This is a genomic window from Microbacterium sp. CIAB417 (genome assembly GCF_022788845.1).
Genome location: NZ_JAHZUT010000002.1, coordinates 806720 through 832630 on the forward strand (window position 1 = coordinate 806720; position 25911 = coordinate 832630).

The 25911-nt window shown below is 70.0% G+C and carries 22 protein-coding genes and 1 riboswitch; of the genes, 6 read left to right on the plus strand and 16 right to left on the minus strand.

Annotation, left to right across the window (positions count from 1 at the left end; all coding sequences use genetic code 11):
* Positions 1–5: 5 nt before the first annotated feature.
* From KYX17_RS10430 to KYX17_RS10440, 3 genes are read right to left on the minus strand one after another with little or no spacing between them, the layout of a single operon-like run.
* Positions 6–848 (minus strand): carbohydrate ABC transporter permease, encoded by an 843-nt coding sequence (locus KYX17_RS10430; protein WP_243226919.1) that lies wholly within the window; start codon positions 846–848, stop codon positions 6–8.
* Positions 841–1758 carry a carbohydrate ABC transporter permease gene (locus KYX17_RS10435; RefSeq protein ID WP_243226920.1) on the minus strand — a complete coding sequence of 306 codons (918 nt, stop codon included), beginning with the start codon at positions 1756–1758 and terminating at the stop codon, positions 841–843. Before KYX17_RS10435 ends, KYX17_RS10430 begins: the two co-directional genes overlap by 8 nt.
* Positions 1751–3064 carry a sugar ABC transporter substrate-binding protein gene (locus KYX17_RS10440; protein ID WP_243226921.1) on the minus strand — a complete coding sequence of 438 codons (1314 nt, stop codon included), beginning with the start codon at positions 3062–3064 and terminating at the stop codon, positions 1751–1753. Before KYX17_RS10440 ends, KYX17_RS10435 begins: the two co-directional genes overlap by 8 nt.
* 207 nt (positions 3065–3271) lie before the next feature.
* Here KYX17_RS10440 and KYX17_RS10445 point away from each other — a divergent pair, with 207 nt between their 5' ends.
* Genes KYX17_RS10445 through KYX17_RS10455 form a run of 3 tightly spaced genes read left to right on the plus strand, consistent with a single transcriptional unit; the run spans position 3272 to position 7215 of the window.
* Positions 3272–4693 carry an LLM class flavin-dependent oxidoreductase gene (locus tag KYX17_RS10445; protein ID WP_243226922.1) on the plus strand — a complete coding sequence of 474 codons (1422 nt, stop codon included), beginning with the start codon at positions 3272–3274 and terminating at the stop codon, positions 4691–4693.
* 12 nt (positions 4694–4705) lie between these two features.
* The gene (locus KYX17_RS10450; protein ID WP_243226923.1) at positions 4706–5932 is read left to right on the plus strand and encodes an acyl-CoA dehydrogenase family protein; all 1227 of its coding nucleotides are present in this window, start codon (positions 4706–4708) and stop codon (positions 5930–5932) included.
* On the plus strand, positions 5929–7215 hold the full coding sequence (locus tag KYX17_RS10455) for a monooxygenase (RefSeq protein WP_243226924.1): 1287 nt from the start codon (positions 5929–5931) through the stop codon (positions 7213–7215). The genes KYX17_RS10450 and KYX17_RS10455 overlap by 4 nt, the downstream gene beginning before the upstream one ends.
* 70 nt (positions 7216–7285) lie before the next feature.
* Here the strand turns inward: KYX17_RS10455 and KYX17_RS10460 are convergent, their stop codons facing one another.
* The gene (locus KYX17_RS10460; protein WP_243226925.1) at positions 7286–8722 is read right to left on the minus strand and encodes a helix-turn-helix domain-containing protein; all 1437 of its coding nucleotides are present in this window, start codon (positions 8720–8722) and stop codon (positions 7286–7288) included.
* A gap of 124 nt (positions 8723–8846) precedes the next feature.
* Between KYX17_RS10460 and KYX17_RS10465 the strand changes: the two genes are divergently transcribed.
* Positions 8847–10727, plus strand: a complete 1881-nt coding sequence (locus tag KYX17_RS10465; RefSeq protein ID WP_243226926.1) for a phosphoenolpyruvate carboxykinase (GTP) — start codon at positions 8847–8849, stop codon at positions 10725–10727.
* Between the two features lie 147 nt (positions 10728–10874).
* Here the strand turns inward: KYX17_RS10465 and KYX17_RS10470 are convergent, their stop codons facing one another.
* The 10 genes from KYX17_RS10470 to KYX17_RS10515 form a co-directional block, all read right to left on the minus strand.
* On the minus strand, positions 10875–12770 hold the full coding sequence (locus tag KYX17_RS10470; RefSeq protein ID WP_243226927.1) for an ABC transporter ATP-binding protein: 1896 nt from the start codon (positions 12768–12770) through the stop codon (positions 10875–10877).
* Between the two features lie 213 nt (positions 12771–12983).
* Complete coding sequence (locus tag KYX17_RS10475; RefSeq protein ID WP_243226928.1) at positions 12984–14423, minus strand: MFS transporter; 1440 nt, start codon at positions 14421–14423, stop codon at positions 12984–12986.
* 196 nt (positions 14424–14619) lie between these two features.
* Entirely contained in the window at positions 14620–14973 is a 354-nt protein-coding gene (locus KYX17_RS10480) for a Fe-S protein (RefSeq protein ID WP_243226929.1), read from the minus strand.
* 50 nt (positions 14974–15023) lie between these two features.
* Positions 15024–15497, minus strand: a complete 474-nt coding sequence (ribH, locus tag KYX17_RS10485; protein WP_243226930.1) for a 6,7-dimethyl-8-ribityllumazine synthase — start codon at positions 15495–15497, stop codon at positions 15024–15026.
* On the minus strand, positions 15494–16765 hold the full coding sequence (ribA, locus tag KYX17_RS10490) for a GTP cyclohydrolase II (protein WP_243226931.1): 1272 nt from the start codon (positions 16763–16765) through the stop codon (positions 15494–15496). The genes ribH and ribA overlap by 4 nt, the downstream gene beginning before the upstream one ends.
* Positions 16762–17391, minus strand: a complete 630-nt coding sequence (locus KYX17_RS10495) for a riboflavin synthase (RefSeq protein ID WP_243226932.1) — start codon at positions 17389–17391, stop codon at positions 16762–16764. Before KYX17_RS10495 ends, ribA begins: the two co-directional genes overlap by 4 nt.
* Complete coding sequence (gene ribD / locus KYX17_RS10500; RefSeq protein ID WP_243226933.1) at positions 17391–18446, minus strand: bifunctional diaminohydroxyphosphoribosylaminopyrimidine deaminase/5-amino-6-(5-phosphoribosylamino)uracil reductase RibD; 1056 nt, start codon at positions 18444–18446, stop codon at positions 17391–17393. The genes KYX17_RS10495 and ribD overlap by 1 nt, the downstream gene beginning before the upstream one ends.
* 66 nt (positions 18447–18512) lie before the next feature.
* Positions 18513–18660: riboswitch (FMN riboswitch) on the minus strand.
* A 64-nt stretch (positions 18661–18724) separates the two neighbouring features.
* Positions 18725–19588: an Fpg/Nei family DNA glycosylase gene (locus tag KYX17_RS10505; RefSeq protein ID WP_243226934.1), complete on the minus strand. Its 864-nt coding sequence runs from the start codon at positions 19586–19588 to the stop codon at positions 18725–18727.
* Positions 19589–19619: 31 nt separating this feature from the next.
* On the minus strand, positions 19620–20186 hold the full coding sequence (locus KYX17_RS10510) for a GNAT family N-acetyltransferase (protein WP_243226935.1): 567 nt from the start codon (positions 20184–20186) through the stop codon (positions 19620–19622).
* A 21-nt stretch (positions 20187–20207) separates the two neighbouring features.
* Complete coding sequence (locus KYX17_RS10515; protein WP_243226936.1) at positions 20208–21464, minus strand: alpha-hydroxy acid oxidase; 1257 nt, start codon at positions 21462–21464, stop codon at positions 20208–20210.
* Positions 21465–21598: 134 nt separating this feature from the next.
* On the opposite strand from KYX17_RS10515, the gene KYX17_RS10520 reads away from it, so the two are divergent.
* Entirely contained in the window at positions 21599–22330 is a 732-nt protein-coding gene (locus KYX17_RS10520) for a FadR/GntR family transcriptional regulator (protein WP_243226937.1), read from the plus strand.
* A 413-nt stretch (positions 22331–22743) separates the two neighbouring features.
* The gene (locus KYX17_RS10525; protein WP_243226938.1) at positions 22744–23583 is read left to right on the plus strand and encodes a type IV toxin-antitoxin system AbiEi family antitoxin domain-containing protein; all 840 of its coding nucleotides are present in this window, start codon (positions 22744–22746) and stop codon (positions 23581–23583) included.
* A 421-nt stretch (positions 23584–24004) separates the two neighbouring features.
* Here KYX17_RS10525 and trpS read toward each other — a convergent pair whose 3' ends face one another.
* Both trpS and KYX17_RS10535 read right to left on the minus strand, forming a co-directional pair.
* Entirely contained in the window at positions 24005–25009 is a 1005-nt protein-coding gene (gene trpS / locus KYX17_RS10530; RefSeq protein WP_308220868.1) for a tryptophan--tRNA ligase, read from the minus strand.
* A gap of 41 nt (positions 25010–25050) precedes the next feature.
* Positions 25051–25899, minus strand: coding sequence for an exodeoxyribonuclease III (locus tag KYX17_RS10535; protein ID WP_243226939.1), 849 nt, complete (start codon positions 25897–25899; stop codon positions 25051–25053).
* Between the last annotated feature and the right edge of the window lie 12 nt (positions 25900–25911).

Here is a 25911-nt window from a genome sequence, read left to right on the forward strand (position 1 = left end):
GGGCGTCAGCGCACCGCGCCGGAGGTGAGGCCGCCGACGAGCCAGCGCTGCAGGAACACGGCGGCCGCGAAGACGGGGATCACCCCGATGACGGATGCGGCCGCGATCTTGCCGACATGGGGGGTGCGCTCCCCGTAGAACAGCGAGAGGACCACGGGCAGGGTCCGGGCATCCGGCGACTGGGTCAGGAACGTCGCGAGCAGGAACTCGTTGTAGTTCAGCACCCCGGCGATGATGCCGACCGCGACGAGCGCGGGCGCGACCAGCGGGGCGACGACCGACACCAGCACGCGGACGGAGCCGGCGCCGTCGATCCGCGCCGCCTCCTCGATCTCGATCGGGAGCTTGCGCAGGAACCCCTCCAGCAGCCAGATCGCGACCGGCACATTGACCAGGGCGTAGACCAGCGTCAGACCCCACAGCGTGTTGTTCGCACCGAGCAGGCGCAGCAGGGTGAACAGCGGCACGACCGCGACGATCGGCGGCAGCAGCCACGGACTCATGATCGTGCCCGCCAGCGTCGCGCCGCCGGTGCGGAAGCGCACCATCGCCCACGCGCCCGGCAGCGCGATCAGCAGGGAGACGACGGCGCCACCGATCGCGGCGATCAGGGAGTTCGCGATGCCGCGCAGCAGGTCCGACTGGGTGAGCACCTCGGCCCAGTTCGAGAACTGCGGCACCGCAGGGATCAGCACGCCCTGACCCGTCTCGTTGCGGCCCATCAGCGATACCGACACCAGGTACAGCAACGGCACCACGAAGAACAGCACGAGAGCTGCGAGCACGACAGTGGCCAGGATGCTGCGCCGAGACGCACGCGGACGCCGGGAGACGAGGAGCTCACTCATGGTTGGCCTGCAATCTGCGCGCCACGAGGGCGAAGGGAAGGGTGACGACGGTCACGAGGACGGCGAGCAGCAGGGTGATGACGGCGGCTTTGCCGAGGTCGAACTCGCGCAGGGCCGCCTGATAGATCAGGTAGGACGTCGTGGTCGTGGCCTGGCCCGGACCTCCCGAGGTCATCATGAAGACCAGGTCGAAGACCTTGAACGCCAGCACGAGGCGGATGAAGAAGGCCGCCGCGACCACGCCCGAGATCGCGGGGAGCGTGATGTGCCGGAAGAGGGCGAACCCGTGCGCGCCGTCTAGGCGCGCCGCCTCGAGCGTCTGCGCGTCCTGTGCGAGCAGCGCCGTGAACACGAGCAGGGCGATCAGCGGCGTCCACTCCCACACATCCGCGAGTGCGATGCCGGGCAGTGCCCACGTGGTGGAGGAGAGCGGGGCGATCGCGTCGCGGGGAGCGCCGAAGAACCCGAGCACGGTCGCGAGGAGCCCGCCGCCGGGGTTGTAGACGAGCTTCCACAGCGTTCCGACGATGACCGGGGGCGTGATGAGCGGCAGCAGCAGGAGCGTGCGCACGAGGGAGCCGCTGCGCACCGCGCCGTGAAGCGCGAGCGCAGCCACGACGCCCAACGCGAGGCTCACCACCGACACCCCGAGGGCGTACACGAGGGTGCGACCGAGGGTGGCGACCGCATCCGCATCCCCGAGCACCTTCTCGATGGTCTCGGTGCCCACCCACTCCTGGAACGGCCGGCCGAGCGAGGAGTCGGTGAACGCCGCGCCGAGGATGAACAGCAGCGGATACACGCCCAGCACGACGAGGGCCAGGACGCTGGGTGCCACGAGCGCGCGGTGCGCCCACGCCGGACCCCGAGGGGTGCGGCGCGGGCGCACGGGCGTGAGAGTGTCAGCCAAGGAGCTCTTCCCACTCCGCCTGGGTGGCGTCGAGGGCTTCCTTGGCGGTGACTTCGCCCGCGACCAGCTTGGCCAGCTCGTCCGTCAGCACCTCCGCGGCCTGCGTGGCGTTCTTTCCGGTCGGCCAGGCGAGCGCGCCGTCGAGCGTGGCGCGGTTCACGCGCTGCAGGTCGGGGTATGCGGTGCCGTACGCCTCGCTCTCGAGCGAGGAGATCCGGTTGGGATCGATACCCGTCTGGGGATCCGCGACGAGGAGCTCCTTGTTGACGTCGCTGGATGACGCCCAGGCGATGAAGTCGCGTGCGAGATCCGTCTTCTGGGTGTTCGCGGCGACCACCCATGTGAAGCCCGCGACGAGGGAGGCGCGGGAGGTCGTGTTGTCGCCGCCGACCGGCAGCAGCGTCACGCCCCACTCGCCCTTGACCGTGGAGTCGGGGTTGGTCTCGGACCCCACCCCGAGGTCGGTCCAGTTCTCGATGAAGGCCGCGTGCCCCGCGTACCAGGCCGAGTTGCCCTCGCCGAAGGCGGTCTCGGCGGGGGTGGGGTAGGCGGAGGGCAGGGCGTCGGTGAGCGACTGGGCGGCGGCGATCGCCTCGGGGGAGTTGATGACGGGCTTGCCGTCGGCGTCGACGAACTCGCCGCCGAATCCTGCGAGACGGTTCGCGAAGCTGGCGCCGAGGATGAGCGGCGACTTCTGACCGAAGATCACGTTGCCGTAGACGCCGTTCGCGCTCTCGTTCGCGGTGATCGTGCGGGACTGCTCGATGTACTCGTCCCAGGTGGTGGGCGGCTGGGTGAAGCCGTTCCGCGCCAGGATCTCCTTGTTGTAGAACAGCACGTGCGTGTCGCCGTCGAACGGGAGCCCGTACCGGCGTCCATCGACCAGGCTGTACGGATCGTAGATCGAGGGGATGAAATCGTCGGTCTTCAGGTCGGCGTCGCTGTCGACCCAATCGGTGAGGTCCTGGATGGCGCCGGCATCGGCCAGGTCGCCGATCGAGACGTACCAGGGCGCGGCAACGTCGATCGTGTTCGCGCCCGACTGCTGATCGAGCGCGAGGGTGTTGCCGATCTCGTCGTAGGGCACAATGACGGGGTTGATCTTGACCCCTGTCTCAGCCTCGTAGCGCTCGGCGAGCAGCTTCGACGCGCCCTCGTGCGATGAGATCAGCAGGACGGTGAGTTCTTTGTCGCCGCCGTCCGCCGCAGCGGATCCGCCCGCGCAGGATGCGAGGGCGAGGGCGGTGACCGCGAGCGTTGCGGGGACGGCGAGCCGGCGCAGGATGCGGCGGGAGGAAGCGGACATGACGGGCCTCTCGGGTGGGGGAGAGTGCGGGCTGTGGGCCGCACGGTCCGCCATCCTGCACGGGGGTCCGCGGCTGTGCACCGCGGATCGTAAGGAAACGTCATGCGCGATGCCGCATGAACGCGTGTGTCGGTCCGACGTGGGCGGGCCCGAATCACGCTGCTAGTTTTCCGGCCGTACGGCGCCCGCCGGCAGGAAGGACGGATGATGAGCAAGCCCCTCATCCTCAACGCGTTCGAGATGAGCTGCGTCACGCACCAGGCCCCCGGGCTCTGGCGTCACCCGGACAACCGCGCCGACGAGTACAACAGGCTCGCGTACTGGACCGAGCTCGCCCAGCTGCTCGAGCGCGGCGGCTTCCACGCGATCTTCCTCGCCGATGTGCTGGGGGTCTACGACGTCTACCGGGACTCCGCGGCACCCGCGCTCCGCGACGCCGCCCAGATCCCCGTGGGCAACCCGCTCCTGCAAATTCCGGCGATGGCCGCCGTCACCGAACGGCTCGGCTTCGGCGTCACGATCGCCTCGACGTACGAGCATCCCTACTCGCTGGCGCGCACGCTCACCACCCTCGACCACTTCACGGGCGGCCGCGTGGGCTGGAACGTCGTGACGTCGTATCTCAACAGCGCGGCACGCAACCTGGGCCTGGGCGACCAGATCGCCCACGACGACCGCTACGGCATCGCCGACGAGTTCCTCGATGTCGCCTACAAGCTGTGGGAGGGGTCGTGGGAGGACGGAGCCGCCGTGCGCGACCGCGAGGCCGGTGTCTTCACCGACCCCGAGAAGGTGCACCCGATCCGCCACCACGGCACCCACTTCGACGTCCCCGGCATCCACCTCGGCGAGCCCTCTCCTCAGCGCACGCCCGTGATCTTCCAGGCGGGAGCGTCGCCGCGCGGGCAGGAGTTCGCCGCGCGGCACGGCGAGGCCATCTTCATCAACGGCCTCAGCCCGGAGCTGACCCGTCGCACGACCGACAGCATCCGTGACAAGGCGGAGGCGATCGGGCGCCCCCGCGATTCGGTGAAGATCCTCACGCTCGCCACGGTGATCGTCGCCGAGACCGACGAGCTGGCGCAGGAGAAGTACGCCGACTACCGCTCCTACGTCTCGCTGGAGGGAGCGCTCGCGCTCTACGGCGGCTGGTCGGGCATCGATCTGTCCACGCTCGATCCGGACGAGCCGCTCACCTACGTCGACACGGATGCGGCGCGCTCCGCCCTCTCGATCTTCACGAAGGCGGATCCCACACGCGCGTGGACGCCGCGCGACATCGCCGAGTACGTCGGGATCGGGGGCATCGGCGCCGTGATCGTCGGCAGCCCCACCACCGTCGCCGACGAGCTCGAGCGCTGGATCCAGGTCGGCGGGGTCGACGGGTTCAACCTCGCGTACGTCGTGACCCCGGGCACGTTCGAGGACATCGTCGAGCTCCTCGTTCCTGAGCTGCGCCGCCGCGGACGCCTCGATGACGGCGGCCGGATCGGCGGAACGCTCCGCGAGCGGCTCACCGGCGACCCCGTCATCGCCGGGTGGCATCCCGCCCACGCGTACCGCGGAGCGTACGTGGGCGCCCCCAGCGCCGCCGACAGTTCCGCATCCCTCGTCTCCACTCCCGCTTGAGAAGGAACCGCCATGACGTCACCGACTCTCACCCCCGCCCGCACCCACTTCCACGGCACCGCGGATGCGGCCGAACTCGCGCACTGGGATGCGGTCGCCGCATCCGTCGCCGAGCGCCTCGCCCTCGACGCGCTCGCTCGCGACCGTGCGAACGCACAGCCGTTCGCCGAAGCGCAGCTCCTCAAGGATGCGCAGCTCACGACCCTGCTCGATCCCGCCGAGTACGGGGGCGGCGGCGCCCACTGGGAGAGCGCGTTGCGCGCGGTGCGCATCCTCGCGCGCAGCGACGCCTCCATCGCACAGGTGCTCGGCTACCACTACGTGAACGAGGCCAACATCGCTCTCGTCGCACCGCCGGCGGAGCGCGAGCGCTGGTTCCGCGCCACGATCGCCGGGCGCTGGATCTGGGGCGACTCGGTGAACCCCGTCGACCCGAACCTCTCGCTCACGGTCGACGGCGACGGCTACCGGCTGAACGGATTCAAGCGGTACTCGACCGGGTCGGGTGTCGGCGAGGCGTTGCTGATCAACGCCGTCGTCGAGGACGGTCCGGATGCGGGCGCGTTCGCCTTCCTCGTGCTGCCGTACGGTCACCCGGGCGTCGAGCTCATCGATGACTGGGACAACCTCGGCCAGCGGCTGTCGGCGAGCAACACCGTCACCTATCGCGATGTGCGGGTGGAGCCGGAGCGCCTCCTGGGATTCGGCACCGACGAGCCGATCCAGAGCTTCGTGACACCCGCGATCCAGCTCGTGTTCGGAAACCTCTACCTCGGCATCGCGCAGGGCGCGCTCGCCCAGGCGCGCGAACTGACAAATGCGAGGGCCAACTCGTGGTTCCTCTCGGGCGTCGCGACCTACAGCGACGACCCCTTCGTACGGCGGCTGTACGGCGAGCTCGTCTCTCGCACCGCCGCGGTCGAGGCACTCGCCGACCGCGTCAACCGGCGCTTCGACGAGGTCATCTCCCGGGGTGCCGACGTGACCGCCCAGGACCGCGCCGAGATAGCGATCGAGATCGCGCAGCTGAAGGTCGTGGCCAGCGACACGGCGACCGACGTCGCCCACCGCGTCTTCGAGGCCACGGGAACGAGCTCGACGGCGAACCGCGTCGGCCTCGATCTGCACTGGCGCAATATCCGCACCCACTCCCTCCATGACCCGGTCGACTACAAGAAGCTCGAGGTGGGGGCGCACTTCCTCACCGGCGCCGTCCAGCCGATCTCCCTGTACACATGAGCACGGCATCCGTGGCGGCCGGTGCCCGCACGCACATCGACGACCAGCTCTGGGCACGTCTGCCGGCAGGCATCGAGGCGCGGTTCCGCCCGATCGTCGACGCCGTGGCCGAGGGTGCAGGAGGGCGCGACCTCGCGCGCGAGCTTCCTCGCGACGCCGTCGCGTCCCTCCGCGAAGCGGGGCTCGGGAGGGCCCGCCTGCCCCTCGCCGACGGCGGGCTGGGGCTGGACTGGCCCACCTTCACGCGGCTGCTCGTGGCGATCGCCGCGGCCGACGCCAACATCCCGCAGATCCTGCGCGGCCACATCGCGCTCGTCGAGCAGACGCTGACGACGACGGATGCGGGCTTCGCGCGGCGGTGGCGGGAGCGCATCGCCGGGGGCGAGATCAGCGGCAACTCCTGGAGCGAGGCCGCCGGCTCGACCACGTCGCGGGCGGGCGCGGAGCTCTCGACGGATGCGGACGGCGTGCTTCGCCTGAACGGCAGAAAGTTCTACACGACCGGCAGTATCTTCGCCGAGTGGACCGACACCGTTGCGCATCGCCTCTCCGACGGTGTGGACGTCGCGGCGCTGGTGCGGCTCGACCAGCCGGGTGTCACGGTCGTCGACGATTGGGACGGCTTCGGCCAGCGCCTCACCGGAACGGGCACCATCGTCTTCGAGAACGCTGTCGTGGAGCCCGTGGACGTCCTCCCGGTCGCCGACCGGTTCGCGTACCAGACCGGGCTCTACCAGCTCGTCCTGCTGGCCGTGCTGGCCGGGATCGCGCACGCAGCCGTCGCCGATGCGGCCGCCGCCGTGCGCGCACGATCCCGCGTCTACAGCCATGGCACGGCGGCTCGGGTGCAGGACGACGCGCAGATCCAGGCCCTGCTGGGCGAGCTCGCCGCATCCGCCTTCGCCGTCGACGCGAGTGTCGCCGCCGTCGCGGAGGCGATCGAGGATGCCTACGGGGCGGCGCTGGAGGCGCGCGACCGGCCCGGCGATGAGGTGGCCGTCGACCGCGCGCGTCGGTTGGCGGGGCTCGCCGAGATTCGGGCCGCGCAAGCCCAGTCCTTCGCGACCGGTGCGGTGCAGCAGCTCACCTCGCGGTTGTTCGACACCCTGGGGGCCTCGGCCACGGCGCGCGGGGCGCACCTCGACCGGCACTGGCGCAACGCCCGCACCGTGTCCAGCCACAACCCGGTGCTGTACAAGAACCGCTGGGTGGGGGAGTGGGTGCTGCACGACCGGCTTCCCCAGGCTCTCTGGGCGGTCGGCACACCGTCGACTGCCGAGTGAGCATCCGTTCGCCGAGTGAGCACTCCATCGGATGCGCACTCGGCGAACGGATACTCGCTCGCGCGGAGGGTCAGGCGTGCCGGTCGAGGAAGTCGTACACGTCGTTGTCGTCGACGCCGGGGAAGGCGCCGCGCGGCAGCGGCGTGAACATCTGCATGTGCACGCGGGCACTCGGCCACGCGCGCCCCTCCCATCGTTCGGCCGCCTCGCTCGACGGGCGGCGGCAGCACGCCTCGTCGGGGCACTGCGACGTCGCCCGCTTCGCCGTCTCGCGGCCACGGAACCACTTCGCGTCGTCGAACGGCACCCCCACCGTGATCGAGAACTCGCCGTCGTGGGTCGTGCCGGTCTGCGTCGAGCACCAGAACGTCCCCGACGGGGTGTCGGTGTACTGGTAGTGCTCCGTCGTGCGGTTCTGCTCCGCGAAGGCGGCGCGGGCGGCGAACTTGCGGCACACGATCTGCCCCTCCACCGCGCCCGTCACATCCATCGGCAGCGGCAGGTCGTCGTTCTCGTAGACACGTGAGATCGCGCCGTCGCCGGCGACCCGCAGGAAGTGCAGACGGATGCCGATGTGCTCGGTCAGCAGGTTCGTCATCCGCATCCCGGCCGCCTCGTGCGTGACACCGAATGCGTCACGGAAGTCCTCCACGGCGAGGTTGCGGTCCTTCTTCGCCTGCTGCAGGAACGCGACCGCCGGCGCCGGCGGCATGAGACACGCCGCGGCGTAGTAGTTGATCTCCAGCCGCTGCTGCAGGAACTCGGCGTAGTCCTTGGGTGGCTGGTGTCCCAGGAGCCGGTGCGCCATCGCCTGCAGCGCCATCGACCGCAGGCCGTGGCCGCCCGGGATGGAGGCCGGCGGCAGGTAGATCCGCCCGTTCTCGAGGTCGGTGATCGACCGGGTGGATGCGGGCAGGTCGCCCGCATAGATGAGCTCGAAGCCCAGCTGCTCGGCCATGATGCTCACGGTGCGGTGCGTGAGGGCGCCGGAGGTGTGACCGGCCGACTTGAGCTGCTTCTCGGCGAGCTTCTCGATGTCGGGGAGATAGTTGTTCATCTCCCGCATCCGCAACCGCATGTCCGTGTTGGCGCGGCGGGCCTCTTCCGGCGTCGCGATCGCCTCGCGTTCGCGGCGCTGCAACTCGCGGTGCAGTCCCAGCACGGTCTCGATCGTCTCGTCGCTGAGCGCCTTCGTGACCCGGATCGGCGGCAGGCCCAGCTGCCGGAACGCGTGCGAGGTCTGCGCGCGCTCGAGTTCGATCTCCAGCGCCGCGCGACGGTTCGGGGGCTCGGTCGACAGCAGCGCGGCCAGCTGGGTACCGGTGGCCGCCGCGATCTCCTGCAGCAGCGACAGCTTCGGCTCGCGCTTGCCGTTCTCGATGAGGCTCAGGTGGCTGCCGGCGACACCGACGGCGGCCCCGAGCTCATCGAGGGTGAGCCCCGCCGCCGTGCGGAAGTGACGGATGCGGTGACCGAGGGTCGCCAGTTCGATGGTCGTCGAGGGCATGTTTTGAGAATAGCGAAAGAACCGACACTCTTTCGACTGCTCTGTTCTGAAAAGCGGGAGGTCGGGGCGCCATTCTTGCAGGGAACCCACGTTCTGAACGCCGCTGATGTCGACTGGAGTGATCATGGCCCTTGCTGAGAGCTACACCTCGAGCGCCCCCGCGCGCCCCACCGCCGCGCGCACGGCGACGACCTACGGTGCTCGTCCGGCCGCATCCGGGCCCGGCATGGCCGCGCTGACCCGGTGGGTCGACGAGATCGCCGCCCTCACCCAGCCCGACCGCATCCACTGGATCGACGGATCGCAGGCTGAGAACGACATGCTGCTGCGCTCGATGGTGGATGCGGGTTCTCTCATCAAGCTCAACCCGGAGTGGCGTCCGGGGTCGTACCTCGCGCGCTCACACCCGAGCGACGTCGCGCGCACCGAGGGGCGCACCTTCATCGCCTCCGAGAAGGAGGAGGATGCGGGTCCCACCAACAACTGGGCGGATCCCACCGCGATGCGCGGCAAGCTCGATGCGTTGTTCGCCGGCTCCATGCGCGGGCGGACGATGTACGTCGTCCCCTTCTCGATGGGCACGGTCGGTGGTCCGCTCTCGCACATCGGCGTGCAGGTGACCGATTCGCCGTACGCCGTCGTGTCGATCAACATCATGACCCGGGTCGGTACGGCTGTGCTGCAGCAGATTGCGGACGGCGCCGACTGGGTGCGCACCGTGCACTCGGTGGGTGCTCCATTGGCGCCCGGCGAGGCCGACGTCGCGTGGCCGTGCAACGACGACAAGTACATCGTCCACTTCCCGGACACGCTCGAGGTCTACTCCTACGGCTCCGGCTATGGCGGCAACGCGATCCTCGCGAAGAAGTGCTTCGCGCTGCGCATCGCCTCGGTGATCGGGCGCAACGAGGGCTGGCTCGCCGAGCACATGCTGCTCATCCGAGTCATCAGCCCCGAGGGCAAGCGCTACCACGTCGCCGCGGCGTTCCCGTCGGCGTGCGGCAAGACGAACCTCGCGATGCTGCGCCCCACCATCCCGGGATGGCGCGTCGAGACGCTCGGCGACGACATCGCGTGGCTGCGGCCGGGTGAGGACGGACGCCTGTGGGCGATCAACCCGGAGGCCGGCTTCTTCGGTGTGGCGCCGGGCACGGGCGTGTCCACCAATGCCACGGCGGTCGAGACGCTGTGGGGCAACACGATCTTCACGAACGTGGCGCTGCGCCCCGACGGCGACGTGTGGTGGGAGGGCCTGACCGACGAGGCTCCGGCGGAGCTGATCGACTGGGAGGGCAACCCCTGGACGCCGGAGTCCGGACGACCCGCCGCGCACCCCAACTCGCGCTTCACGGTCGCCGCCGCGCAGTGCCCGCAGGTCGCCGAGGACTGGGAGACGCCGGAGGGCGTGCCGCTGGACGCGATCCTGTTCGGCGGCCGCCGCGCCACCAACGTGCCCCTCGTCGTCGAGGCCACGGACTGGACGCACGGCGTGTTCCTCGGAGCGACGATCTCGTCCGAGCGCACGGCCGCCGCGGAGGGGACCGTGGGAGAGCTGCGTCGCGACCCGTTCGCGATGCTGCCCTTCTGCGGCTACAACATGGCGGACTACTTCGCGCACTGGATCAAGGTGGGCGGCTCGCTCCGCTTCGACCGCGCGCCGCGGGTGTTCCAGGTGAACTGGTTCCGCCGCGGCGCCGACGGCCGGTTCCTCTGGCCCGGCTTCGGCGACAACGTGCGTGTGCTGGAGTGGATCGTGCGCCGCCTCGAGTCCGAGGTGCCCGCCGAGCCCAGCCCGATCGGACGACTGCCCCGCCCCGAGGACCTCAACCTCGCGGGCACCGATGTCACGGACGCGGATCTGGCGGAGCTGTTCGCGATCGACCCGCAGTCGTGGCTGGCGGAGGCGGAGCTGACGGAGGAGTTCTTCGACACGTTCGGCGACCGCATCCCGTCGGCTCTGCGCGCCGAGCTCGACTCCCTGCGTTACCGCCTCACTCGCGCCTGAGTACTCGCTCGCGGGCCCCCGCGGTTGTTCGAGGGCCCGCGTCGGGTCCCTCGAACGGGGGTGCGCTGTGTTCGAGGGACGTGGGATGTCGCGCGGCGGCGCGATCGGCCGCGTTTCGGGTCTCTCGAACAGGTGGTGCCGTCGGCGTCAGACGAGGAGCTGGTGCTTGGCGAGGTCGCGGTACAGGGGCACCTCGGCGACGAGCTCGGAATGCGTCCCCGCGCCGACGACCCGGCCGTGGTCCATCACGACGATGAGGTCACTGTCGACGACGGTCGAGAGTCGGTGGGCGATCGCGATGAGGGTGCGTCCCTCGGCGACGGCGTCGATCGCCTCCCGCATCCGCTGCTCGTTGAGTCCGTCCAGCGACGAGGTCGATTCGTCCAGGAGCAGGATGGGGGGAGCAGCCAGCAGTGCGCGAGCGATCGCCAGACGCTGGCGTTCACCGCCGGAGAGCATCACACCGCCCTCGCCGACGGGCGCGGCGAGCCCTTCGGGGGAGCGGTCCAACACCTCGCCGAGGTTCACGGCGCGAAGGACCGCCTCGCACGCCTCATCGCTCGCGTCGGGGGAGGCGAGACGCAGGTTGTCGCCGAGGGTGCCCGCGAGCGTCGGAGCGTCCTGCTCCACGTACCCCAGCTGAGCGCGCAGTTCCTCTCGATCGAGCGTGCGGATGTCGCGGCCGCCGATCAGGATGGCGCCCGCCGTCGGGTCGTAGAAGCGCTCGATGAGGGCGAGAGTCGTGCTCTTTCCCGCGCCCGAAGGCCCCACCAGTGCGACGCGGGATCCCCGCGGCACGCGCAGCGAGACACCGCGCAGCACGTCACCCTCGTCGTCCACGACAGCCTCGAGCGCAGAGGTGTCCACACGGGCCACCTCGAGGAGGGCACGTGCCTCCGCCTCGGTCTTGGCGCGGGCGGCGGCGACGGCCGCAGGGTAGCGGAAGTGCACGTCGCGGAACTCCACCGCGATGTCGGTGGCGTCCGCATCCGTCGGCGGGGCGGCGTGGGCTGCGATCTGGGCGTCGTCCTGCGTCTCGGTCGGCAGGTCGAGGACCTCCTGGATGCGGCCGAGCGCACCCAGCGCCTGACTCACCGAGGTGATCGCGCCGAAGAACGAGCCGAGCGGCTGCACGAGGAAGAAGAGGAACATCACGAAGGTGACGAGGCTGGCGATCGTGATCGCGCCCGAGGCGACGCGAAAGCCCCCGACGCCGAGGACGACGAGGAGCGACAGCTGCAGCGCGACCCCGGCGACGGGCACCACGAGAGCGGAGGCCTTCGCGACGCGCACGCCGCTGCCGTACGCGCGCTGGGCCACACCTTCCAGGCTCGCCTGCTCGCGGTCGCCGGCGCCGGCGGCGCGCACGGTGCGGATCGAGCTCACCGCGCGCTCCACGCCCGAGGCGAGCTCGCCCACCGTCTCCTGCTGTTCGCGCGTCGCGCGGCGGATGCGTCCGCTGAGCACGCCCACCACGGCGATCGAGGCGCCGATGACGACGAGGATCAGCAGGAGCAACAGCGGATCGATCAGCAGCATCGCGATGACCGCGCCGACGAAGATCAGCACGTTGCCCACCGAGTCGGCGAGCCCCTGCGTGAGCACCGCGTAGAGCAGCGTCGTGTCGGTTCCCACTCGCGAGACGAGGTCGCCGGTGCGGCGGGCGTCGAACTCGCGGATCGGCAGATGCAGGATGCGGGCGATCAGCCGGCGACGGCTCGAGAAGACGACCGCGGTGCCCGTGCGCTGCAGTAGGTAGTGCTGATAGCCGGAGACCAGCGACGAGCCGACGACCAGCGCCACCAGACCCCACACGAGCAGTCCGAGGGCCTCGTCCGCCTGCACGCGGGCGATCAGCTCGCCCACCAGCAGCGGCTGCGCGAGCGTCGTGACCGCGGCCACGATGCTGAGCACGGTGACCACCACGAGCACCCGCTTGTGCTCGAAGAGGAACGGCAGCAGCTGGCGCAGGCTGGCGCGCGGCCCGTCATCCTTCTTGGGGCGCGCGAACGGACTGCGGCGGGCGGGAGCGGGGCTGGACATAGGCGACCTCGATCGGCGGGATTTCCTCCCTCGACCGTACCTCCGCTCGCGCACCCCGGTCGCCGCCGCGGGGCACCGCATCCGTCCCTCCCCCGCATCCCTCGCCCCCAAGACCGCGAGACTGCATCTTTTGCACGAGATCACGGGGTTTACCCGTGATCTCGTGACGAAGATGCAGTCTCGCGGAAGAGGGAACCGAGAGGACGCGGCGGGCTAGAGCGACGCGGTCTCGCCGAGCCCGAGGTTCTCGTCGTAGTCGATGTCGCGCGTCTCCTTCGACAGGATCAGTGCGATGAGGGTCAGCACGCCCGACCCCGACAGGTACAGACCCACGAGCCAGGGCTGCCCGCCGGCGGCGGCCCACAGTCCGAGCGCGATCGAGGGGGCGACGGCCGCACCGAGGATCGAGGCGACGTTGTACGAGATCGCCGAGCCGGTGTAGCGCACGTTCGTCGGGAAGAGTTCCGGCAGCAGCGCGCCCATCGGCCCGAAGGTCGCACCCATCAGCATGAACCCGAAGACGAGGAACGCCTGCGTGAGCGCGCCCGTGAACTTCGGGTCGGTCATCGGCAGCAGGAACAGGTTGAACGTGAGGCCGAACACGATGATCGCCGACGTGATCCAGATGAGGAGCTTGCGGCGCCCGATGGCGTCGGCGACCGGTCCCGACAGTAGCGTGAAGACGCCGAAGAACACGACACCGATGATCTGCATGATCACGAAGTCGATGTACCCGAAGCCCTGTCCCGCGATGTAGCCCGCGGCGTCGAAGGCCGTGCCGGATGCCTGCGCCGCCGCCTCCGCCCCCGCGAGGGTCGGCTTGGTGCCGTAGGTGAGCGTGAAGTTCGTCATCAGGTAGAACAGCACGTAGGTCGCCAGCATGATGAACGTGCCGAGGATCAGCGGACGCCAGTGGCCCCGGATGACCTCACCCAGCGGGAACTTGCGCAGCGCGCCCTTCTTCTCCGCCTTCTGGAACGTGTCGGACTCGACCAGGCGCAGACGCACCCAGAGGCCGATGATCACCATGACGGCCGAGAACAGGAACGGCACACGCCACCCCCAGGCAAGGAATGCCTCGGAGCGCTGTGCGGTGCCGTCGGGATGCGGGAGGGCGAAGTTGATCGCGAGGAAGATCGTGTTCGCGATGATGAAGCCGATCGGGGCACCGAGCTGCGGGAAGGTGCCGTACCAGGCCCGCTTGCCCTTCGGTGCGTTCTCGGTCGCGACCAGCGCCGCGCCCGACCATTCGCCGCCGAGTGCGAATCCCTGAGCCAGGCGCAGCACGAGCAGCAGCAGCGCCGCCCACCAGCCGACCACCTGGTACGTGGGCAGGCATCCGATGAGGAAGGTCGCCACCCCCATCGTGAGCAGGGACGCGACGAGGGTCGCCTTGCGACCGAAGCGGTCGCCGAAATGCCCGAACACGAACGCCCCGATGGGGCGAGCGATCATCGCGGCGCCGAAGACGCCGAACGAGGCGAGCAGCGAGGTGGTGTCGTCCCCGGTCGGGAAGAAGAGGATCGGGAAGACGAGGACCGCGGCGGTGGCGTAGGCGTAGAAGTCGTAGAACTCGATGGTGGTTCCCACGAGGCTCGCGGTGATGACGCGGGCGCGGGAGTTCGCGGGAGCCGTTGCGGTGGCAGAAGACATGGGGAGGACAGACCTGTCGGAAGAGCGAGAGGCGTCCTCGTGGGAACGCGCCGGCGGCGAGTGCTCGGGCGGGGGTGGTGCACCGGGCGTCACATCGCTGGGTCACCGGGGCGTCGGCGGTGTCGCCGGCGCATGAACACACAGTTTACGCCCAGGTTCGCGTCCCGGCGCCGAGGTGGGCCGGGACGCGAACTCCTCAGCGCCAGATGACCGCGATGGCGGCGTTGGCGAGGGTGAGGATGCCGATCGGCCAGAAGATGGCCGCGGGCAGCGCGTCGGTGCGACGCTGGCGGGCCGCACCGATGCCGAGAAGCGCACCGATGATGAGCAGTACCACGAGCTTGACGCCGATCTTGACGTAGTTCATGTCGTGATCGGTGCCCCACGGGGCGGCGAGGGCCAGGCCGGCGACCGCCGCGATGGTCATGCCGAGGCTCATCAGGCGAGTGACGCGGATGCGGCGGCTGGCGGCTTCCACGACCCATGCTCCGAAGAGGATGGCGAAGCCGACGAGGTGCACGAGGACGACGATGTGACGCAGGATCTCCATGCCCGCCACCATACCTTATGTATTACTGAAGGTTCGTCCTCCTGAACCGCTCAGCCGCGGAGTGCGCGAAGCGTGAGGGCGGTGCGCAGTGCCGCATCCGCCGCCTCCGCGCCCTTGTCCTCCTTCGAGCCGGCGAGCCCCGCGCGATCGAGTCCCTGCTTCTCGTCATCGAGCGTGAGCACCCCGAAGCCGACGGGCTTGCCGGTGTCGAGGGCGACGCGGGTCAGGCCGTCGGTGGCGGCCGAGGAGACGAACTCGAAATGGGGTGTGCCGCCCCGGATGATCACACCGAGAGCGATGACCGCGTCGGCGCCGGACTCCAGCGCTGCCTTGGCCACGACGGGGAGTTCGAAGGAACCCGCGACGCGCACGAGCGTGTAGTCGGCGCCGGATGCGGTGAGCACCCGCTCCGCGCCGGCGATGAGGCCGTCGCTGATCGTCTCGTGCCAGGTGCCGGCGACGATGACGGCACGAAGGCCGCGGGCGTCGATCTCGGTCTGCTGGGGGGCGCCGTGGCCGCTCATCGGTTCTCCTTCATCTGCGCGAGCGCTTCGGTGAGGTCCTCGTCCGCGATGATGTGTCCCATCCGGTCGCGCTTGGTGGCGAGGTACTGGTGGTTGTTGGGGCCGACCCCCACGAGCAGCGGGACCTGCTCGACGACGTCGAGGCCGAGGGCGCGCAGCTGCGTGACCTTGTCGGTGTTGTTGGTCAGCAGGCGCACCCGCTCGACGCCGAGGTCGGCGAGGATGCCCGCGGCGGCGGCGTAGTCGCGCGCGTCGGCGGGAAGACCCAGTGCCAGGTTCGCGTCGACGGTGTCCAGGCCCCGCTCCTGCAGGTTGTACGCGCGCAGCTTGTTGATGAGGCCGATGCCGCGACCCTCGTGTCCGCGCATGTAGACGACGACGCCGCCGTCCTTCTCGATGCGGTCGAGCGCCGCATCCAGCTGGGGACCGCACTCGCACTTCAGCGAACCGAAAGCCTCGCCGGTCAGACACTCCGAATGCACGCGCACGAGCGGCGCGTCGTCCAGCTCGCGCTTGACGACGGCCAGGTGGTCGGTGCCCGTCACACGGTCCTTGTAGGCGAGGAAGCGGAACTCGCCGTGCGAGGTGGGGACGGTCGCCTCGGCGCGCAGGCTCACCCGTCGACGGTGCGAGGACGCGGCCGAGGGCTCCTCGCGGGGATCCACCTCGTCCAGGTAGCCGACGAGCTGCTCGATCGTGATCACGGGGATGCCGTCGCGCTCGCCGAGCGCCATGAGCCCGGGAAGTCGCATCATGCTGCCGTCCTCGTCGACGATCTCGGCGATCGCACCGACGGGCTCGAGCCCTGCCAGCCGCATGAGGTCGACAGCAGCCTCCGTGTGGCCGCCGCGCTCGCGCACGCCGCCGTCCACCGCGCGCAGCGGCAGGATGTGGCCGGGGCGGTTCACCGACGAGGGCGCGGACGCGGGATCCGCCAGCACGTTCAGGGTGTGCGCCCGGTCGGCGGCGCTGATACCGGTCGTCACGCCGGATGCGGCGTCGACGCTCACCGTGTACGCGGTGCCGCGCGCATCCTGGTTCACCTCGACCATGGGAGGAAGATCCAGGCGGTCCGCCCACTCCGCGGGCATGGGGGCGCAGATGAAGCCGCTCGACCAGCGCACCGTCCACGCGATCCACTCGGGGGTCGCGAGCTGCGCCGAGAGGATCACGTCGCCCTCGTTCTCGCGGTTCTCGTCGTCGGCGACGATCACCGGGCGACCGGCGGCGAGGGCCTCCAGGGCCTCGGGGATGGAACTCAGACTCATCGCGAGCCACCTTCCGTTGCGGGGGCGAAGGCCAGCAGTCGCTGCACGTGACGTGCCAGGATGTCGGTCTCCAGATTGACGATGTCGCCGGGAACGCGCTCGCCGAGAGTCGTGGCCGCGAGCGTCTCGGGGATGAGAGACACTTCGAACCACGCCTCTTCGGCCGACGGATTGCTCGCCGCGCTCACCGTCAGCGAGACGCCGTCGAGGGCGATCGAGCCCTTGTCGACGACGAGCGGAGCGAGCTCCGCCGGCAGCGAGATGCGGATGACACGCCACTGGGTGCCGGGGCGCACCTCGAGCACGCGGCCCGTGCCGTCGACGTGGCCCTGCACGATGTGGCCGCCGAGTCGTCCGCCGGCGGCCGTCGCGCGCTCGATGTTGACGGGCGTGCCCGCGGTGACACCGCCGATCGCGGTGACGTCCAGCGTCTGGCGCATGACGTCGGCGGTGAACCAGTCCTCGCCCTGATCGACGACCGTGAGGCACACGCCCGAGACGGAGATCGAGTCGCCGTGCGCCGCATCCGACACCGCGCGCGGCGCGGTCACCGTGAGGCGCACGCCGTCGCCCGAGGGCTCCGTCCGGGTGACGGTGCCGATCTCTTCGACGATCCCGGTGAACATCAGTGGGCTCCTTCTGTGACGGAGGCGGATTCTTCGGCGGATGCGGCGGGCCGCGAGATGAGCAGCAGATCGTCGCCGAGTCGGCGGGTCTCGATCAGCAGCAGGCGGCGCGCCTGGGAGATGTCGCCGACGCCGAGGTCGTCGAGGGCGACGCGGTCGCCGCCCAGCAGCACGGGCGCGACGTAGGTCAGCAGTTCGTCCACGAGACCTTCGCGCAGCAGAGCGCTCTGCAGGTGGGGGCCGCCCTCGACGAACACCCGCTGGATACCCCGCTCGTGCAGGGTGGCCAGGGCCTCGTGCAGATCGCGCGTGCGCAGGTGCCAGGGCTCCTTCGGGTGGCGGCGCACGGCGGCGTCGGCGGGGATGTCGCGTTCGCCGATCACGACGGGTCGCGGCTGCGTCGGCCTCAGCTCGCCGTCGGGCGCGCGAGCGGTCAGAGCCGGATCGTCCGCGAGGACGGTGCCGGTGCCCGCGACGATCGCGTCGGCGCTCGCGCGCCGGCGGTGCACATCCTCGCGTGCCTCGGAGCCGGTGATCCACTGGCTGGAGCCGTCGGCCGCCGCCGCGCGACCGTCGAGACTCTGCGCCCACTTCAGGGTCACGTGCGGGCGCCCGAGCCGCTGAGCCTCGCTCCACGAGGCGAGCAGTTCCTGCGCCTGGTCGGCAAGGACGCCGGACTCGATCTCGACGCCCGCCGCGCGCAGCCGCTCGGCACCTCCGGATGCGGTCGGGGTGGGATCGCTCATCGCGTAGACGACCCGGGCGACACCCGCTTCGATGAGCGCGAGAGCGCACGGACCGGTGCGGCCGGTGTGGTTGCACGGCTCGAGGGTGACCACGGCCGTCGCGCCGCGCACCGCATCCGGATCGGCCTGCGAGAGCGCGTCGACCTCGGCGTGGGCCGTTCCGGCGCCGTGGTGCCAGCCCTCGGCGATCACCTCGCCCTCGGGGGAGAGGAGCACGGCGCCCACCTGCGGGTTCACCCCCATGGGGCCTCGCCGGGCAAGCTCCAGCGCTCGCGCCATCGCGCGTTCCTCGGTCTCGCTCACCGGCATGCTCGGGCCTCCTGATCGGCGGGCTCCGGGTAGCCGTCTTGAAGCTCGCGGACACGCCGCTGAGCGCTCGTGCGCCTCCCATCCGGACTCGCGACCTGTGTCGCATCACCGTCGGTCCCGGAATTCCACCGGATCGGCGATCCCCTCCTCGCGAAGGATCACGCTCGCGGACTCTCACCGCCGGTTCGGATTCTCACCGACCCCGGAGCACGTTCTGCACTGAGTGTAGTCAACGCCGGATCGTCCGTTTCATTCCCGGACATGCACCGACACGCATCTCACTTCAGCAGGCGCGACAGGCGTCGGTCCGCCAGCACCTTGCCGCCGGTCTGGCACGTCGCGCAGTACTCGAGCGAGTTGTCGGCGAAGAACACCGACCGCACGACGTCGCCGCACACCGGGCACGTCTGGCCCTGGCGGCCGTGCACCCGCATCCCGCGCCGCTTGGCGTCTTTCAGCTCCGCAGGAGGCTTGCCGGATGCGGCCTCCACCGCGTCGTGCAGGGTGTCGATCGTGGCGGAGTACAGCGTGTCGATCTCGGCGTCGTCGAGCGTGGCTGCCAGCGCGTACGGCGAAAGCCGTGCGACGTGGAGGATTTCGTCGGAGTAGGCGTTGCCGATTCCTGCGACGATCGACTGATCCCGCAGAACCCCCTTGATCTGCGTGCGGCGACCGGCGAGGAGCGTCGCCAGCACATCGCGCGTGAAGGCGGGATCGAGGGGGTCGGGGCCGAGTCTGGCGATGCCGGGAACATCCGCCGGCTCACGCACGACAGACACCGCGAGCGACTTCTTCGTGCCCGCCTCGGTGAGATCGAACCCCGAGCCGTCGGCGAACCCTACGCGCAGCGCGATGGGGGAGCGGCCCGGTTTGATCACCGTCGTGGGCAGGGTGTCGTGCCAGCGCAACCAGCCCGCCTTCGCCAAGTGGAACACGAGGTGCGCGCCCGCATCCGTCGCGATGTCCACGAACTTGCCGCGGCGGGCGACGGTGTCGACGTGAGCCCCGATGAGAACCTCGATGGGCGGGTCGTAGGTCTTCAGTGCGGAGATCGCGGTGATCCGTGCCTGGGTGATCTCGAGGCCGTTCAGGCGCGCGCCGAGGAAGTCGACGAGTCCCTGGACCTCCGGCATCTCGGGCATGGCGCCATCCTGCCATGCACCGCCGACGCCGTCAGAGGGCTATCGGCCACTCCTGCCGCGTGCGATCATCCGTCGCCAGAAGGCTCGCGATCCATCCGTCGCTGCGCTGGCCGTGGCCGTTGCGCAGGACCTGACGCAGAGTTCCCTCGAACCGGAAGCCCAGCGCCTGCGCCACTCGAGCGGACGCCGTGTTTCCCACGGCCGCGCGCCACTCCACGCGCACGAGATCGAGTGCGTCGGTCGAGAAACCCCAGTCGATGACCGCGTCGGATGCCTCTCGCACGATGCCCTGACCGCGTGCCTCGGCCGTCACCCAGAAGCCGAGCTCCGCAGATTCTGTGTCCTGCAGATCGTGCAGGCCGACCATTCCCACGAGCGCGCCGTCGAGGCGGATCGCCCACGTGGCGTGCGAGAGCTCCTCCCAGCGCTCGATGGCCTGCGCCACGAACTGATCGGCGAACTCACGCGGGTACGGCGAGGGGACGGTCGTGAAGAACGGGATCGCCGGGTCCTGACAAGCCTCGTAAATGGCGTCGGCGTCGGATGCGGTCGGCGCCGACAGTTCGAGCCTTGCGGTGTGAAGGGCGACGGGCAGCATCCCGTCACGCTACCCTGCGCGTCAGACCCGGACGGCGCCCGTGGACCGCGGCGTCAGGCGCTGCAGCTGGGTCACGTGAGCCGGGGTCAGCTCGGCGAGCTCGCTCACCTGGAGCAGCTTCATCGTGCGCTCGACCTGCTCGGCCAGGATGGCGATCGCCCGGTCGACACCAGCCCGCCCGCCGGCCATCAGCCCGTACAGGTAGGCGCGGCCGATCAGGGTGAACTTCGCGCCCATCGCGATCGAGGCGACGATGTCGGCGCCGTCCATGATGCCGGTGTCGATCGCGATCTCGGTGTCGCGTCCGACCTCGCGCACCACCTCCGGCAGCAGATGGAAGGGGATGGGCGCCCGGTCGAGCTGGCGGCCGCCGTGGTTGGACAGGACGAGTCCGTCGACGCCGAGATCGACGAGCTTGCGCGCATCCGGAACGTTCTGCACGCCCTTGATCACGATCTTTCCGGGCCACAGCGAACGGATGATGTCGAGGTCTTCGAACGAGATGGAGGGGTCCATCGCGTTGTTGAGCAGTTCGCCGACGGTGCCGCCGGTCGTGGTCAGCGACGCGAACTCGAGCTTCGGCGTGGTGAGGAAGTCGAACCACCACCAGGGGCGGGGGATCGCGTTGACGATCGTCCCGATGCTGAGCTGGGGCGGGATGGAGAACCCGTTCCGCTTGTCGCGCAGACGCGCACCCGCAACCGGGGTGTCGACGGTGAAGAACAGGGTGTCGAAGCCTGCCTTGGCGGCACGTTCGACGAGGCCGTAGGAGATGTCGCGATCGCGCATGACGTACAGCTGGAACCAGTTGCGCCCGTGCGGATTGGTTGCTTTCACGTTCTCGATCGACGTCGTCCCGAGGGTCGAGAGGGTGAAGGGGATGCCGGCGGCCCCGGCGGCGGCGGCGCCTGCGTACTCGCCCTCCGTCTGCATCAGACGGGTGAAGCCGGTCGGTGCGATGCCGAAGGGGAGGGTGGAAGGGCCCCCGAAGATCGTCGTGCTGGTGTCGACGCGCGACACGTCGCGCAGGATCGAGGGGTGGAACTCGATGTCGCGGAACGCCTGGCGGGCCCGCTGCAGCGAGATCTCCCCATCCGCGGCGCCATCGGTGTAGTCGAAGGCGGCCTTCGGAGTACGGCGCTTCGCGATGCGCCGGAGGTCGTCGATCGTGAGCGCCGCAGAGAGGCGGCGACGCTTTGCGTTCAGATCCGGCGTCTTGAACTGCATGAATTCGAGCAGTTCGCGCGGGTGGGGGAGTTGTCGGCTGACGGGACTCATCGTCGTCCTTCGAGGTGGGAGTACGTGGCGCAGAGGGCCTATCTATTGGTCTGACCTCTGCGGTACAGTAGACCCCGGCTTCGGCGACGTCAACCCGCCGGTTGCGTTCGGCTCGAAGGCGAGAGGATACCCCGGTGACAGATCAGCGCACCCCGGAATGGGCACCTGTGCAGCGCAGCCGCGCGCACGAACTCGTCATCCAGGCGATCGAGGACCAGATCATGGCGGGTTCGCTGCAGGTGGGTGATCCGCTTCCCTCGGAGCGCGAGCTCGCCGCGCGCCTGGGTGTGAGTCGGGCCGGCGTCCGCGAGGCCGTGCGTGTTCTCGAAGGGCAGGGCGTGCTGCGCGCCCAGGTCGGAGCGGGCGCAGATGCGGGGACCTTCGTCGCCGCGCTGCCGGATGCGGCGCTCACCCGCTTCCTGCGGCTGCACGCCGCTCTCGCGAACTACCCCTACCCCGATGTCATCGAGGCGCGCATCGTGCTCGAACGCTCGAGCGCCGAACTCGCCGCGCGCAACGCCGATGCCGACGCCATCGCGGCGATCCGCGCCGTGCTGGAAGCCGGGGCGGTCGCAGGTCTCGGTCCTGCGGAGTACAACGACACCGACACGGCGTTCCACGTCGCGATCGCGCAGGCCGGCGGCAACCGGCTCGTCGCATCGATGACGGTCGCGATCCGGGAGTCGCTGAGCGGCCGCATCCTCGAGGCCCTGCGCGACTACGCGGACTGGGAGCAGTTGGCTGCGGTGCTGCACACGCAGCACGTCGAGCTGCTCGGCGCCATCGAACGACACGACGGCGCTGCCGCCGCCGACCTCGCCGAGCGCCACATCCGCTTCGCCGTCGACGCCCTCGTCGGCGGCTGATCCCGCGGCGCGGCTGGCTCTGACTGGAGACGGCTCGCGGCACGGGCTCCTGTCCCGACCCGAACTCCTGCACATCCGTCCCCGGGTGCTTCTCCGGGTACCGGGGACGCGGTTCTGCAGGAGTTCGGGCCGGGCGGGCTCTCCTCGGCGGAGCCGGCGCCACCGCCACCTCCGGTCCGTCCGTCCGTACCGAACTCCTGCACGTCCCTCCGTACCGAACTCCTGCACATCCGGCGTGGGGTGCTCTCCGCCGCCACGGGGCACCATGTCTGCAGGAGTTCGGCCCGTTCACTCGTCGCGATCGCGACCATCCCGCTCCGGGGGTGTTCTCCACCGGCCTGATTGCGCGGCGAGTTGCTCGCGTCGGATGGTCTCGGCGCAGGTCGGTCCGTAATGGCCGTGAGGCTATCGGGATGCTGCTGGTTTCCCCCTCCTACCTGCGCACTGCTGAGCTTCGACTCCGCGGCTACACCCGCGCCACGATTCGGCACGCGCTCGACCGCGGCGACCTCATCCGGGTGCGACGAGGGCGATACGTCTGGGGAGGTGTTCACGAGTCTCACCTCGTCGCTGCCAGGTCGGGCGGTCGTCTCGACTGTGTCTCGCTGCTCGGCGCATTCGGCGTCTTCGTCCTGTCCGCGGACGACGTCCACCTGCAGTTCGACCGCACGGACTCGCGCCTGCCGCGGCGTCACCGGGGAATACGGGCGCATTGGCGCGAGTCCGCGTGCGCCCGCGCCGACCTCCAGGCTGATCTGGTGGAGGCACTCGCCCAGGCATGCCGCTGTCAGCCGCCGAGGGTCGCCGTCGCGAGCCTCGACAGCGCCCTGCACCTGGGCCTGATTGATGGCGACGATCTTGATCGCGTCTTCGACCGACTTCCCCGGCGCTACCGGCCGCTGCGAAAGCTCATCGACGCACGAGCCGAAGCGGGCTCAGAGACGTTGGTGCGATTGATGCTGCGGAGCATGGGCTACCGTCCCTCGTTGCAGATCAGCCTTCGGGGCGTGGGGAGGGTGGATCTGCTCGTCGACGGATGGCTCATCGTCGAGTGCGACAGCCGCGCGTTCCACGGCGACGTGGCACAGCAGATCCGAGACCGGCGCCGCGACCTCGCCGCAGCCGAGTTGGGATACGTCACCCTCCGCATCCTTGCGGAGGATGTCTTCCACCGACCGGATGCGGTGCGTGCCGCTCTCGGTGCGGTTCTCGCACGCAAACCTCGCGGAAGCTCCCGCGCCTCGAGCGACTGAGCGCTGCCGCGCGCGGCTGACCGAGCTGGAGGCTCGAGCGCGGGTCGGCGCGCTTCCGATACCCGCTACGCGCGGGCGCCAACCGGTGGGAGCCCGAACTCCTGCAACTTCGGGCTACGGGGACGCGTGGCGGCCGGAGCGGTGCGCATTCGCAGGAGTTCGTGCCGGGTGCGGTCGAGGCGACCCCGCCCACGCGGTGAGCATGCCGACGCCCGCGCCGGGCTACGGAGTGCGCCAGCGGCGGCCCGAACTCCTGCAATCCGTCACGTCTGGCTTTGGCGGGGAGCTCAGGAGGCGGGTTTGCAGGAGTTCGGGCCGGCAGAAGCGGTCGCGTCCGGTGGTGCGGGCCGGCACGGTTGCCCGCGCACGGCCCGGCACAGCTGTCCGAGGTCGGGCCGCCGTGCCGCTGGCGGCCACGGTGTCAGCTGCGGCGGAGCAGGCCGATGCGGTCGTAGACGTCGCCGAGGGTCTGCTCCGCGACCGCCGAGGCCTTCTGCGCGTTCACGGCCAGGGCGCGGTCGAGTTCGGCGGGGTCGTCGAGCATGGCCAAGGCGCGCTCGCGCACCGGGCCGAACTCCGACACGACGACCTCGGCCAGCGCCTTCTTGAAGTCGCCGTAGCCGCGGCCCGCGAACTCGTCCTCGATCGCGGGGATCTGGCGGCCCGTGAGGGCGGCGAAGATCACGAGCAGGTTCGAGACGCCGGGCTTGGTCTCGCGGTCGTAGCGCACCACGCCCTCGGAGTCGGTCACCGCGCGCATGATCTTCTTCGCGCTCACCGCCGGGTCGTCCAGCAGCCACAGCACGCCCGCGTCGGATTCCGCGGACTTCGACATCTTCGACGTCGGGTTCTGCAGGTCGTAGATGCGGGCCGTGTCCTGCTGGATGACGGGGGTCGGCACAGTGAAGGTCTTGCCGTAGCGCGCGTTGAAACGCTCGGCCAAGTCGCGGGTCAGCTCGACGTGCTGCTTCTGGTCGTCGCCGACAGGCACAACGTTGGTCTGGTACAGCAGGATGTCGGCCGCCATGAGCACCGGGTAGGTGAACAGGCCCACGTTGGTCGCGTCGCTGCCGTAGCGCTGGGACTTGTCCTTGAACTGCGTCATGCGGCCGGCTTCGCCGAAGCCGGTGATCGTCGACAGGACCCAGGCGAGCTCGGCGTGCGCAGGAACGTGCGACTGCACGTACAGGGCCGACTTGGAGGGCTCGATGCCGGCCGCGATGTACTGGGCGGCCGTGCGCCGGGTCTTCGCGCGGAGCTCGGCCGGGTCGTTCGGCTGCGTGAGCGCGTGCAGATCGACGACGGAGAAGAACGCGTCGTACGACTCCTGCAGGTCGCGCCACTGCAGCAGCGCCCCGATGTAGTTGCCGATCTGGAGGGAGTCGGCCGAGGGCTGCATTCCGGAGTACAGGCGCGCTTTGCTCACACGTCGATTCTACGGACCCGGATGCGGTGCGCCGGCGCCCCTCAGACGCCCAGACGGTAGTCGGCGACCACGGGAGCGTGGTCGCTCCACCGTTCGGCGTAGGACGCGGCCCGCGCGACCCGGTAATCGGCAACGCGCGCCGCGAGGGCGGGAGTGGCCATGTGGTAGTCGATGCGCCAGCCGGTGTCGTTGTCGAAGGCCTGGCCGCGATTGGACCACCAGGTGTACGGGCCGTCCACCTCGCCGGCGAAGCGGCGCCCCACATCGACCCAGCCGAGCCCGACGCCCTCGACCCCGTCGACGCCGGTTACCAGGGAGCCCGCGTCGCCGAAGAAACGGTCGAAGTACGAGCGCTCGCGGGGGAGGAAGCCCGCCTTCTTCTGGTTGCCGCGCCAGTTCTTGATGTCGAACGGACGATGCCCGACGTTGAGGTCACCGGTGACGAGCGCCAGCGCGTCGTTCTGCGCCAGCTCGACGAGGCGCACGCTCATCGCATCGAGGAATCCGTACTTCGCGTCCTGCCGGGGAGTGCCGTCTTCGCCGGAATGCACGTAGGCGCTGACCACGGTGAGATGCTCGCCGTCGACCTCGACGTCGGCCTCGATCCACCGGCCGCGAGAGTCGACGCTCTCGTCGCCGAGTTCGATGCGGGATGCGGTGATCGGGATGCGGCTGGCCACCGCCACTCCGGAGCGCCCCTTGGTGAGCGACTCGTCGTGTACGAGCTCCCAACCCGGCAGCGCGCTCTCCAGATGGGCGAGCTCGGCGCGCACCTCTTGCAGCGTCAGGATGTCGACATCGGCACTGTCGAGCCAGCCCGCCATGCCGTTTCTCACCGCGGCGCGGATTCCGTTGACGTTGACTGAGGCGATGCGGAGGGTTCGTGACACGCCTTTCAGCGT

Excerpts from the sequence above, each read along its gene's own strand:
- KYX17_RS10430 (WP_243226919.1), bottom strand. The coding sequence starts at position 848 with ATGAGTGAGCTCCTCGTCTCCCGGCGTCCGCGTGCGTCTCGGCGCAGC.
- KYX17_RS10440 (WP_243226921.1), bottom strand. The coding sequence starts at position 3,064 with ATGTCCGCTTCCTCCCGCCGCATCCTGCGCCGGCTCGCCGTCCCCGCA.
- KYX17_RS10445 (WP_243226922.1), top strand. The coding sequence starts at position 3,272 with ATGAGCAAGCCCCTCATCCTCAACGCGTTCGAGATGAGCTGCGTCACG.
- KYX17_RS10450 (WP_243226923.1), top strand. The coding sequence starts at position 4,706 with ATGACGTCACCGACTCTCACCCCCGCCCGCACCCACTTCCACGGCACC.
- KYX17_RS10455 (WP_243226924.1), top strand. The coding sequence starts at position 5,929 with ATGAGCACGGCATCCGTGGCGGCCGGTGCCCGCACGCACATCGACGAC.
- KYX17_RS10460 (WP_243226925.1), bottom strand. The coding sequence starts at position 8,722 with ATGCCCTCGACGACCATCGAACTGGCGACCCTCGGTCACCGCATCCGT.
- KYX17_RS10465 (WP_243226926.1), top strand. The coding sequence starts at position 8,847 with ATGGCCCTTGCTGAGAGCTACACCTCGAGCGCCCCCGCGCGCCCCACC.
- KYX17_RS10470 (WP_243226927.1), bottom strand. The coding sequence starts at position 12,770 with ATGTCCAGCCCCGCTCCCGCCCGCCGCAGTCCGTTCGCGCGCCCCAAG.
- KYX17_RS10475 (WP_243226928.1), bottom strand. The coding sequence starts at position 14,423 with ATGTCTTCTGCCACCGCAACGGCTCCCGCGAACTCCCGCGCCCGCGTC.
- KYX17_RS10480 (WP_243226929.1), bottom strand. The coding sequence starts at position 14,973 with ATGGAGATCCTGCGTCACATCGTCGTCCTCGTGCACCTCGTCGGCTTC.
- ribH (WP_243226930.1), bottom strand. The coding sequence starts at position 15,497 with ATGAGCGGCCACGGCGCCCCCCAGCAGACCGAGATCGACGCCCGCGGC.
- ribA (WP_243226931.1), bottom strand. The coding sequence starts at position 16,765 with ATGAGTCTGAGTTCCATCCCCGAGGCCCTGGAGGCCCTCGCCGCCGGT.
- KYX17_RS10495 (WP_243226932.1), bottom strand. The coding sequence starts at position 17,391 with ATGTTCACCGGGATCGTCGAAGAGATCGGCACCGTCACCCGGACGGAG.
- ribD (WP_243226933.1), bottom strand. The coding sequence starts at position 18,446 with ATGCCGGTGAGCGAGACCGAGGAACGCGCGATGGCGCGAGCGCTGGAG.
- KYX17_RS10505 (WP_243226934.1), bottom strand. The coding sequence starts at position 19,588 with ATGCCCGAGATGCCGGAGGTCCAGGGACTCGTCGACTTCCTCGGCGCG.
- KYX17_RS10510 (WP_243226935.1), bottom strand. The coding sequence starts at position 20,186 with ATGCTGCCCGTCGCCCTTCACACCGCAAGGCTCGAACTGTCGGCGCCG.
- KYX17_RS10515 (WP_243226936.1), bottom strand. The coding sequence starts at position 21,464 with ATGAGTCCCGTCAGCCGACAACTCCCCCACCCGCGCGAACTGCTCGAA.
- KYX17_RS10525 (WP_243226938.1), top strand. The coding sequence starts at position 22,744 with ATGCTGCTGGTTTCCCCCTCCTACCTGCGCACTGCTGAGCTTCGACTC.